This window comes from candidate division WOR-3 bacterium (assembly GCA_016867815.1).
In the GTDB taxonomy this organism is placed as follows: Bacteria; Hydrothermota; Tepidihabitantia; order Tepidihabitantales; family Tepidihabitantaceae; genus UBA2258.
The window spans coordinates 1-11,565 of the sequence record VGIR01000090.1 but is presented as its reverse complement, the minus strand read 5'-3'; the positions used below and the strand labels follow the sequence as shown (position 1 = coordinate 11,565).

The 11,565-nt window shown below is 64.5% G+C and carries 9 protein-coding genes; 7 read left to right on the top strand and 2 right to left on the bottom strand.

Annotated features, from left to right (window positions below; translation table 11 throughout):
- Nucleotides 1–365 precede the first annotated feature (365 nt).
- A complete protein-coding gene (locus FJY68_11590; protein MBM3332469.1) occupies nt 366–1,052 on the bottom strand; it encodes a sulfite exporter TauE/SafE family protein in 687 nt (228 codons plus the stop codon).
- Nucleotides 964–1,467: a metal-sulfur cluster assembly factor gene (locus tag FJY68_11585; GenBank protein MBM3332468.1), complete on the bottom strand. Its 504-nt coding sequence runs from the start codon at nt 1,465–1,467 to the stop codon at nt 964–966. The genes FJY68_11590 and FJY68_11585 overlap by 89 nt, the downstream gene beginning before the upstream one ends.
- A gap of 365 nt (nt 1,468–1,832) precedes the next feature.
- On the opposite strand from FJY68_11585, the gene FJY68_11580 reads away from it, so the two are divergent.
- The 7 genes from FJY68_11580 to FJY68_11550 all read left to right on the top strand — a co-directional run bounded on the left by FJY68_11580 (nt 1,833) and on the right by FJY68_11550 (nt 11,257).
- Entirely contained in the window at nt 1,833–2,102 is a 270-nt protein-coding gene (locus FJY68_11580) for a DUF2769 domain-containing protein (GenBank protein ID MBM3332467.1), read from the top strand.
- A gap of 360 nt (nt 2,103–2,462) precedes the next feature.
- The gene (locus FJY68_11575; GenBank protein ID MBM3332466.1) at nt 2,463–3,842 is read left to right on the top strand and encodes a hypothetical protein; all 1,380 of its coding nucleotides are present in this window, start codon (nt 2,463–2,465) and stop codon (nt 3,840–3,842) included.
- A gap of 66 nt (nt 3,843–3,908) precedes the next feature.
- Nucleotides 3,909–4,442, top strand: a complete 534-nt coding sequence (locus tag FJY68_11570; protein MBM3332465.1) for a hypothetical protein — start codon at nt 3,909–3,911, stop codon at nt 4,440–4,442.
- A 57-nt stretch (nt 4,443–4,499) separates the two neighbouring features.
- Nucleotides 4,500–5,834, top strand: a complete 1,335-nt coding sequence (locus FJY68_11565) for a hypothetical protein (protein ID MBM3332464.1) — start codon at nt 4,500–4,502, stop codon at nt 5,832–5,834.
- A 351-nt stretch (nt 5,835–6,185) separates the two neighbouring features.
- Nucleotides 6,186–8,183, top strand: a complete 1,998-nt coding sequence (locus FJY68_11560; GenBank protein ID MBM3332463.1) for a PQQ-like beta-propeller repeat protein — start codon at nt 6,186–6,188, stop codon at nt 8,181–8,183.
- Between the two features lie 15 nt (nt 8,184–8,198).
- A complete protein-coding gene (locus FJY68_11555; protein MBM3332462.1) occupies nt 8,199–8,624 on the top strand; it encodes an arsenate reductase ArsC in 426 nt (141 codons plus the stop codon).
- A gap of 71 nt (nt 8,625–8,695) precedes the next feature.
- The gene (locus FJY68_11550) at nt 8,696–11,257 is read left to right on the top strand and encodes a hypothetical protein (protein ID MBM3332461.1); all 2,562 of its coding nucleotides are present in this window, start codon (nt 8,696–8,698) and stop codon (nt 11,255–11,257) included.
- The last annotated feature ends 308 nt before the right edge of the window (nt 11,258–11,565 follow it).

Genomic DNA, 11,565 nt, shown 5'->3' with positions numbered 1-11,565 from the left:
TGCGGCGGGCAGCCACGGCAGTCTACTCAGCTATCAAAACAGCGCTCTGGCGACCGTCCCGCGTCACATCCGTGCTCGCGGTATGAAACCACACCCCCAACAGTGGTTTCTCAACAGCCCCGCAGCCACCTATTACGGAGCCATGCCCTGGGCGCATCAGCGGGCTGCGCCCGCCAGTTCAAACTGCAGAATGCAGACATCAAACTCCAAAGTGGCGGACCGGACGGAGCGAAGCCCCAAGGTTGGACGGCATTTCCGATTGCCGTTTGCAGATTGCAGGTTATCGGGCAAGGAGCGGCGCATATGGATGGTCGAGTTCGGACGGAGAACGATGAGCGACGGGAGTTGGACCGGTCGCGCTTGCTCTAGGCGATAGTGCGGACCGCGAGGTAGACGAAGTACAAGCCCGCGACAATCGACGCGACCCGGGCGGCGAACCGCACGGCCGCGAATCGGCCCGCCAGCCCGGCAAAGAAGAGCGGCAGCAGGTAGACGCTGGTCGCGAGGAAGAAGACGAAGAAAAACAGCAGGCCGCGCGGGGCCCCGCCGATGTCGACGACCGTCGTTACCGCCAGGAGAAACGGCGGGCAGAGGTTGATGCCGGCGAGGAACCCGAGCGCCGCCACGTACCAGCCGGACTCGAACCTCGGGCTGAGCACGCGGCAGAACCCGAGGTGGGGCAGGGAACGGACCAGGCCGTAGGTGATCATCCCGAGGCCGAGCAGGCCGTAGACAATCGGCAGCAGCCACGTTTTCACCGGCCCGAGCCGGGCCAGCGCGCCGCCCATCAGGCCGAAAACCAGGCCGAACAGCAGGTAGGCGACCAGGCGGCCGGCGAGGAACAAGAGCACGCGCCGTGCAGACTGCCATGCGGTCCCCTGTCCGGACAGCATCACCGGACCGAGGAGCGGCAGACAGAACCCGGCACAGAAGAGGCCGGTCGAGAGCCCGAGCGCGAGCGCCCTACCGGCCAGTGCGAGTGCCGTCACCGAACAGCTCCCGGAATCTCCGTTTTCCTTCCTCGGTGAGTCGCTCCGGGCTCCAGTCGGCATTGGGTTCGAGTCTTACCTGGACCCGCCTCGCCCCCGGAAGTCTGCGCACCTCGGCCAGAGCATCCGCGCCGATAGCAGCGTAGTAGGGACACTCGGGCGTGGTCAGGATCAGCACTACCCGCACGTTGCCGCTGGTATCAACCCGCACCGTGTCGAGCAGGCCCATGTCGACCACGCTCAGATGCAGTTCGGGGTCCATTGTCCGGCTCAGGGCTTCGACGACAACGACGGAATCAGGCGGCGGCGAGCCCGGAGCAGGGCCGGTGGAGTCCGTGAAGTACCAGCGCGGGGCCAGGGAGAGCTTCGGCCGGTGCCGGCGGCCGAGCAGTCCGGGCAGGTTCATCACGAGCACACCGATGCCGACCAAGACCACCGTCAAGACAATCCGCAGGGACAGCCGGCGCAGCAGACGCACTACTCAATTCTAGCGGGCGTGCGTCCTCCGTCCAGAGATAGCGCCTCTCCCGAATCCGGCATCGAACCACAGAGCACACAGAGAATGGGAGGGTCGTAACGGAAGCTCGACCTTTGCCCGTTGTCTCTGGTCGATCCTAAGTCGGTTCCTGAGGCCTCGCGCCTGAGGCCTCGCGCCGGTTGACACCCTCCCGCCCCGGCGTATCATCTCCGGTCTTGAACCGCGAGACAAAGGAGAAAAGGATGCTGAAGAACGTCGCTATCGCCACAGTGATGGCGTGCCTGGTATTGGGCATCGTCGTCTGCGGCGGACAGAAGGCGCCCGAGGCGCCCAAGGCGGAGGTGCCCAAGCCGGCCGAGCAGGCAATGACCGATACGGAGAAGGCGGAGTTCGTCGCCGCCAACTGTATCTGCGCCACCTGCCCTTCGTTCCTGAAGGAAGAGTGCGCCAAGGCAGGCGAAAAGGGTGCCTACTGCCTCGCCGGTAAGAGCAAGGTCATCACCAAGGAGAACGGCTGCGTCTGCCCGCAGTGCCCGGTCACGGCCAAGATGGCCCTGAAGTGGGGCTACTATTGCACGCGCGGCTCCGCCAAAGAGATGATGGCGATGGAGGCGCAGGGGGGCGGCGGCAAGTAGCCGTCGCCGCGAGCCGGGAATACCACCGCGGGGCTGCGAGGGCTCGTCCACTGTGAGCCCTCGGTCAAGTTTGGGAACTGTGACGGGCACTGCCCGCATTCCCGAGCGATTTCGAGACACATCAGCGGGCAGAGCCCGCCAATTCAAACTGCAGAACGCAGGCATCAAACTGCAAAACGACTGGCTAGTCAGCGATGCGACGACAGCCGGCGGTTTGAGGCCGACAGCTTCCAGCTCACGGCCGTTGTCGAACAGCGGGTTTCCGCGACCCCGGCTGGCAGTACGCGCATCCCCTGAAGTGGTTCAATATCGGGTTTGGGACATCGTTCGGGATTGCTTTGCTGAGCCGGCACATATAGGATGTCTGCTGTGAATCTGGTCGCAACGATCGTCTGCGCTGCCGCCTTGGCGGGCGTCGCACGGGCTGACTTCGACGGGCTCCGGTTCCTCGGCCACAATCAGGTGAACCGGAATCACGAGATGGACGCCGAGATCGTCGGCGACCGGGCGTTCATCGCGTGCGGGTTCAGCCAGGGGCTCGAGTCGTATGACATCTCAAACCCGGCCAGCCCAACCAGGACCTGGCTGTCGAACGGCCCGAACTCGTGGCGCTGCCGGGCGTACGGCGACACGTGGCTGTTCGACTACTGCCGGCGCGAGGGTGTAGTCCTATTCGACATCTCCGGTTCCGGCGACCCGCTACGGCTGGGCACGTACGACCCGCCGGGGAATCGCGAAGCGCTCGAGGGCGGGGCTTTGGTCGGCTCGATGCTCTATTGCGCCGCGCATCAGAACGGCATCTATGCGCTAGACTTCTCGAACCCGACTTCGCCGCAGAAAATCGGGGCGCTCTCGCTGAATCCGTCGCAGGCGTGGAACGTCGAGGCGAGGGATTCGTTCCTGTTTGTCGCAAACGGACGCGAGGGGCTCGCGGTCGCCGGACTCGCGGACGGGATGCACGTGACCGCGCGGCTGGATCTTCCCGGGACCGCGACGGACATCGTTCTTGAAGGCAACGTGGCGGTGCTGGCGCTCGGGGTCGCAGGTCTGGCTACGATAGACATCACCGACCCGCACAACCCGGTCCTGCTCGATACAATTGCGACCGACGGTTGCGTCTGGGGCATCGGGAATGCCGGGAACCTGGTAGTTGCCGGTTCGTGGCGGGTGATGGAGTTGTTCGACGTGTCGAACCCGGCGAGCATCACGCGGGTCGGCTGGGACAACACCTACATGTGGGCGCACGGCGCGGATATCCGTGACGACAGCCTGATTGTGGTCGCCGACTGGCAGGGGATGTCATGCTACCGGGTTGGGAATGACCCGGGCGCGGATATCGACGTCATGCCGGAGATACTCGACTTCGGCGACGTGAGCGGCCAACGTGATACGACTGTGGTCGTACGCAACACCGGCGCGGGTACGCTGGACGTAACCTCGGTGCGCGCACCAGCCGGGATCTCCGCGACCCCGGACTCGTTCACCGTGGGGGCCGGGGATTCTCTGCTCGTAACCTTGACGGCCACCGGTCCGGGACTGGTCGGTGCACAGCTGCGGTTCGACTGCAACGATCCCGACGAATCGGCCAGGACGATTGAGGTCTACGAGAACAACCCGGCATTCCCCCAGTATGGAGCCGAGGCGCCCGACTTCAACCTGTCCGGCACCGACGGGCAGACGCATCGGCTTTCGGCCGAGCGCGGAAAGGTGGTGTACCTCGACTTCGGGGCTTCATGGTGACCGCTGTGCGGGCCGCAGGCTGCGGCCATCGACGGATCGATCTTCGAACGGTACGACACCGCGCGGGTGACGGTCTTCGCCCTGGGAGAGAACGCCAACCAGATGAGCGAATTCCGGGACGTGTTCGGGATGAGGTTTGTCGGGCTGGTGGACACCTCCGGAGTGTACCAGACGTACCGCGTGCCAAACCCGCAGGCGCCGTACCCGCAGGACTACGTGATCGACCAGCAGGGTATCGTCAGGTACTGGTCGGACCAGTTCGACCCGCAGGCAGTGATACGCGTGATTGACCGACTGCTCAGTTCGGGCGTTGAGGCGAGTGGCGAGTGGCGAATGGCGTGCGGCGGACTCACGGTGAGTCCGAATCCGTTCCACCGGCAGACGACGATCAGCCTGCGACTCACGCCTGACGGGCCAAGGGGAATCGCGGTGTTTGACGCGGCCGGACGGCTGGTCAGGACTCTAACCGAAGCCAGGCTCCACGGACTCGGCTCCGTGTCGTGGGATGGAACCGACGAGAAGGGCAGGCACCTGCCTTCCGGAGTGTACTACGTCATGAGCCGGGCGGCGCGTGCGGTACCCGCGTTGCTGCTACGCTAGACGGTCCCGTGTTGGAGAGCTTTGCCACCGGGCCGGGCAAGAGTTAGCATCCGGCATATGCAGCACGTGCTGAGAGCGGTCGTGTCAAGCCTGCTCCTGGCGGCATCCGCATCGGCGCACTATGGCGCGAAGTTCGAACCGCCGGACGGGTTCATCTATCACGGTTGCGGCTGGGACGGATACTCAAGCCAGGCCAGGTACAATGAGATGTTCCCGGCCGACCATCATCCGCTGGTTCTCCAGGTTGTGGCCTCGATGCCGGGCCCGCGCTGGTTCGACGTCGGCCACATCGTCCAGTCACTGACGCAGAACATCGTGCACCCGGACAGCCAGTACATCGAGTACGGCCTGCACTTCCAGGGGCGCGACACGTGGATGCTCGACTCGGTCTTTGCCCTGACCACGACGATGGACCACTACATCGACACCCTCGCCATCGCCCTGCAGACAGTCAACCGGCCGTTCTTCCTGCGCATCGGCTTCGAGTTCAACGGGTGGTGGAATCCGTATCACCCTTACATCTTCCCGCTGGCGTTCCGCAAGCTGGTGACCGAACTGCGGGCGCGGGACGTGCCCGAGTTCGCCACGGTCTGGTGCTACGAGCCGGACGCCGAGGCCGACTTCGCCGACTCGACCGGGCAGGGCTGGAAGTGGTATCCCGGTGACGACATCGTTGACTGGTTCGGGCTCGACCCGTTTGACATGGAGCACTTCAATCCGGCCTTGCCCGACACGGAACGCGGCCAGCTCACGCCGAAGGGACGAAGCGAGGCATTCCTGCGCTTTGCCGCTGAGCGGCAGAAGCCTGTCTATCTGAACGAGCTCTCGGCCCGCAACGTCTTCATTGTCCCCGATTCGCTCGACCCGCAAGGCGACTCCGGCCGCGCCGACTGGTTCTACTGGTTCGACCCGTTCTTCCAGTTCGTGGCCAACCATCCGGAGATCAAAGGCTGGAACTACATCAACCTCGACTGGACGCGATACCAGACGTACGAAACCTGGGGCGACGCACGGTTGGAGATCAACACCGAGATTCGGACGCGCTGGGTAGATTCGCTCATGTCACCGCGGTTCCTCAACGCCGGGTACGACATCGCCTCGCCCGTGCTTGAGACGCCGCGCGGCGCCGTCCTGACGCCGGCACTGAAGGTGCGGCCGAACCCGGGCCGCGGGGTGTTCCGAATCGAGTTTGCGGTGGCGCGTTCGGGAGGAGTGAACCTGGTAGTGTCTGACGCTGCGGGCAGGGAAGTTGCGCGGCCGTTCCACGGTCATCTCGCTGCTGGCCAGCACGCGGTCTTCTGGGATGCCGCCGCACTGCCGGCCGGCGTGTACTTCGTGCGGGTCCGCCTCGGCGGAGCAGTAAGCGGCACGCACCTGCTCGTCGTGCAGTAGACCACCCCCGCGGGGCCGCAAAGGAGGCCTCCCCTGCTGCTGAGCGATGCCAGGGCACAGCAGGAGAGGACAGTCGATTCACACGGAGCGTGCGAGCGACAGACTCTGCTCGACTCGGCCGGACCGGGTGGCGGTCGGAGACAATGATGACTGCCGAAGGTCCCCAGCCGAATGTCGCAGTCACGCTGCTCCCGGTAGCACAACAGCCGGTGCCGCTGGCCGAGCTCGGCCGCCGGCACCAGAGGCACTGACGGACAGGGTGCCGTCGACCCTGCTTGACATCCGGCATGATGCTGTAGAATCTTAGTAGCTAGATGAGACCCGTAGCGCGGCGAGTCGAAGGAGTCATCTGTGTCAAGAAACCGTAGAGCTTTGGCCCTCGTGTTGTCCTCAATGCTGCTGGTAGCTGCCTCGTGCAAGAACCAACCGCCGGCGTTCGCGCAGGCCCCTGACGGCCCGACCAACTGCTACCCGAACAAGCAGTACGTTTTTACGGCTGCAGCCAACGACCCGAACGGCGACCACGTGGCAATCCGCTTCGACTGGGATGACTCAGTCCTCAGCGAGTGGAGCGACTGGGAAGGAAGCGGAGTCGAGGTCACGTTCAATCACGCCTGGGCCGACACGGGCACCTACGAGGTCAGAGCGCAGGCCCAGGACAAGAAGCTGCTCAGTTCCGAGTGGTCTCCGGCGCTTCCGGTGCAGGTGCTGCCGCGGCCCGAGACTCCGGCCGTGCCGATCGGACCCACCGTCTGCTACAAGGACACCGTCTACACCTTCAAGAGCGTGACGACTGACCGGTTCGGCGACAGCGTGTCGATCCGCTTCGACTGGGGCAATGACACGTCCGACTGGAGTCCGGTCGTCGCCTCCGGCGAAACGGTGGCGATGAGCTACGCCTGGCCGGACGTCGGTCACAACGAAGTCACCGCCCAGGCCAGAGACCAGCAGCTCCACATGACCGAATGGTCAGACGAGCTCGGGGTGGACGTCGTCCTGCGCCTGGGGCCGGACAAACCGACAGTTCCCTCCGGGCCGTTTCGAGGCGGCCAGGATACGGTCTACGCCTTCTCGTCCTCGGCCACGCATCCCCAGGGCATCCATGTGGCCATCCGGTTCGACTGGGGTGACGGCGACACTTCCACCTGGGGTCAGTTCATGGCCCCCGGCGAGCTGACGACGATCGGCCACGCCTGGCCCGTGCCCGACACCTATGGAGTCAGGGCCCAGGCCAAAGACACGGGCGGGGCGGTGTCAGTATGGTCGGACCCGCGTACGATTCTCGTCCGGCCGGCGGATACCATGCAGATCTGGCGCTTCCAGATAAAGGCAGGGGCACCGGAAAACAACCACTCGTCGCCCGCCATCGCGGCCGACGGCACCATCTATGTTGGAGCGCAGGACAACTACGTGTACGCAGTGAACAACGACGGCACGCTCAAGTGGCGCTATCAGACCGGTGGCGTGGTGCGCGCGTCCCCGGCCATCGGGCCCGACGGCACCATCTATGTTGGCTCGTTCGACAACCGGCTGTATGCCCTGGATACCGGTGGAGCGGTCAAGTGGTTCTACGTTACCGGCGGGGACATCCCGTCTTCACCGGCCATCGCCGCTGACGGTACGATCGTCTTCGGCTCGAAGGACGGCTACGTCTACGCCCTGAACCCGGACAGCACCCTCAAGTGGCGCTACTCGGTCGGCCAGGACGTCTACTCCTCGCCGGCCATCGCGCCCGACGGAACAATCTACGTCGGGTCGAACAGTGACTATCTGTATGCCCTGACCCCGGCCGGCACGCTCAAATGGCGTCATGCGACCAGCCGGGACGTCCAGTCGTCGCCGGCCATCGCGGCCGACGGCACGATATACTTCGGTTCGCTCGAGGGCATCCTCTACGCCCTCAGCCCGAACGACACGCTGAAGTGGTCGTTCCAGACCAACGGACAGATCTACTCCTCTCCCGCCATCGCGCCTGACGGCACTGTCTACTTCGGCTCAACCGACAACATCTTCTATGCGATGAACCCCGACGGCACGATGAAGTGGCGATACGTGACCGGCGACAACATCTATTCCTCGCCGGTCATCAACGCCGACGGCAACATCTACTTCGGCTCCAGCGACAACAATCTCTACGCGCTCAGCCCGGACAGCGTGCTGCTCTGGTGGTATCCGACCGACAATGACATCACTTCATCGCCGACCATCGGCCAGGACGGGAAGATCTACTTCGTCGGCGATGACGGCTACCTTCATAAACTCAAGGGCTACAGCCCGCTATCCAATTCAAACTGGCCCAAGTTCCGCCACGACATCAGGAACACCGGCCGCGTCGGCGGAAGACGATAGGCGATCCGGGAAAGCATGCGCATTCTTTTTGCCTGCGTCGGCAATTCGTGCCGGAGCCAGATGGCCGAGGCCTTCTGCCGGGCGCTGAGTAACGATGTTGAGTGCGAAAGCGCCGGCTCGAACCCGGCCCAGAGCGTCGCTCCGCACGCAATCGAGGTGATGAAGGAAATCGGCATCGACATCTCCCGGGCGCGGACCAAGGGGTTCCGTGACGTGACTGCCGGCGGGTTCGACTACATGGTCTCCATGGGCTGCACGGTGACCTGCCCGTTCATCCCCGGCGCGAAGGAAGTCCACTGGGAGATTCCCGACCCCTACGGTAAGGGAATCAAGGACTATCGCCACGTGCGGGACCTGATACGTTCCGAGGTAGCCGGGCTGCTCACGAGACTGGGGTACCTGGCCTCAGGGCTGCACGACAACCACCAGCCGCTAGCCTGACCGCACCCAGCTCGCGAGTCCGGAGGGATTGACAGCCGGAGGAGCCGGCCGATACTAGAGCGGAAGTATCCATGCCCGGAGTGCCTTTCCCGTCCGACCCGACTGAGTTCTGCATAACCGACGTCGGCAGCACCACAACCAAGGCGCTGCTCTTCCTGAGGCGGGCCGGCGCCTGGCAGTGCTTCCGCTACGAAACGCCGACAACCGTCGAGAAGCCGTGCGAGGATGTTGCGGTCGGCGTCCTCCAGGCCCTGCGCGGCCTTGAACTACTCTCCGGGCACACGCTGGTGCGCGATGACGCTCCCTCGGTTCCTTATCTCACAACATCGAGCGCCGGCGGGGGCTTGGCCATGGTCGTAACGGGCCTCGTGTACAACATGACTGCCGGAACCGCGCACCGCGCTGCCCTCGGCGCCGGAGCAATAGTGCTCGACGTCATCTCGATGGACGACGGCCGGACTCCCTACCGCAAGATCGAGGACCTCAAACGCCTGCGCCCGGACATGGTGCTGGTCGCCGGCGGGTTCGACGCCGACGCTGTCTCCGCGCCGGTCTTCCTCGCCGAGCTGCTGGTCGAGGCAGGACTGCACCCCAAGCTGAACCCGTCCGCTCGGATGCCGGTCGTCTACGCAGGCAATGTCAATGCCGCCGACCGCGTGCGAGATTCACTCGGCGACGGGTACATGTTCCGGGCCGTGCCCAATGTCCGTCCTGAGCTCGACTGCGAGAACCTCGAGCCGGCGCGGCACGCGATTCAGGACCTGTTCATGGAACACGTAATGTCGCAGGCTCCGGGCTATGAGAAGCTGAAGCAGTGGGTCGCGGCTCCGATAATGCCCACCCCGGCCGCGTTCGGGTCAATTCTCAAGCTGCTCTCAGGTGCGACCGGCCGCCGCATCATGGCAGTGGACATCGGCGGAGCAACGACCGATGTATTCACGGCCCGCGCGGGCGACGTTTTCCGCGCGGTCAGCGCCAACCTCGGATTGAGCTACAGTATCCTCAACGTCGCCGAACTCGCCGGCATCACGCCCATCCGCGAGCTCTACCATCCCCACCTGACCGACGGAGCGATGTGGAATCTCATCGGCAACAAGCATGTCAACCCGACCCGGCTGGCACGCACGCCGGACGAGATGCTCTCCGAGTGGGCCTCGGCCGCGGTCGCGATCCGCGAAGCCGTTCGTCAGCACGTGAAGCTGCGCGACGGCGCCAGGAAAGAAGCCGGCCCGGTGCGCCAGGACCTCGATGATCTGCTCAAGGGGCCGCGCGTCAAACCCCGGCCCATCACCCCGTTTGCCGATACCGAATGCGACCTGCTCATCGGCAGCGGCGGCATCCTCTCCCATTCGCCGCGGCCTGCGGCTACCGCGGTGCTGCTTGACGCGCTGTCACCGGCCGATAGCGTGGAGCTGGCAGTGGACAGCGAGTTCATGTTCCCGCACCTGGGAGCGCTTGCCCAGGTCAATCCGAAACTCGCGGTCGAACTGGTGCAGCGACTCGGGATCGCAAAGCTCGACCGCGCAAATCGGAAGATGCCGGCCGGCTACGTTCCGCCTGCCCGCGAAGAAGATAGTGCCCCAGTGGCCCAGTGTTCCAGTGGTCTGGTGCGGTCACTGGATCGCTTGACCACCGGACCACTTGACCACTCGACCGATATCCGCCTCCGCCGCGAGCTGGCCATCCCCGGCCAGGTGTTCGTGAAAGCCGGGCAGACCGTTACGACCGACACTCTCGTCGCCCGCAGCGTACGCCAGTTCCTGCGTCCCTTCTTCCTCCCGGTGGCCGAGGCGCTCGCGCTCCCGGCAGGCGAAGTGGAGAAGTACCTGGTGAAGCACCTGGGCGACGAAGTGAACATCGGGGACGTGGTCGCCCGGACGCCGCGCCGCGTCACCAACAAGACCTTCCGCTCGCCGGTCCGAGGAAGAATCGAAAAGCTACTGCCCGGCGGAACGCTCTTTCTCAGGGAAAGCCCCGAAGAGGCGCGCGAGTACACGGCTGTGGAAGTCGCGAGAGAGTTGGGAGTCGAGCCGGGGGAGCTCGCCCCGCATCTGCGGGTGAAGCCCGGAGACGAAGTCGAACGCGAGCAATGGTTGGCGTCAATAATCCAGGGCGGAGAGTTCAAGTTCGCGGCCTCGCCGGTGAGAGGCAAGGTCGGACGCATTGACAAACACTTCGGCATCGTGCTGATTGAGCCGCTGCTCGAGGAGCTCGAGATCAAGGCCTGGCTGCCCGGAGTCGTGCAGGAAGTCTCCGACCGTGGCTGCCTCGTATCGTGTCAGGGCACCGTGATTTCGGGTGTCTGGGGCTCAGGCGGCGAGGTCTCCGGCAATCTGCAATCTGCAATCACTCCCGGTTCGGTCGTAGTCCGTGACTTCGCCGATGCCGCGACTCTCGCTCAGGCCAGAGAGCGGAAGGCCGCCGGGGTCATCTGCGCCGGAGTCAACATGCAGGAGGTAATCGAGCCGTATCCGCCATTCACGATAGTTGTGCTCGAGGGCTTCGGCGAGAAGAAGTTGCCGAACGACGTACGTGACATCCTGGCCGGGCAGGAAGGCAGGCTGGCCTTGCTCGACGGCACGACCCAACTCCGGGTCGGGGTCAAGCGACCCCAAATCATCCTGCCGGACTAGCGGCGAGGGCGGACTCGTGCAACGTTACTCGTACATCGTTCGCGCGAAAATGGGGACTGTACCGCAGCGAATCCGATGAGCTGCTCAGAGGGACTGTGGGGCTGTTGAGAAACCACTGTTGGGGGTGTGGTTTCATACCGCGAGCACGGATGTGACGCGGGACGGTCGCCAGAGCGCTGTTTTGATAGCTGAGTAGACTGCCGTGGCTGCCCGCCGCAGCAGTTGGGCGGCCTGCGTCACTGCCGGACGTCCGCCGCCGTGTGCCACCAGGCACTTGAGGTTCATGACCGCAGCCGCCAGGTACGCCT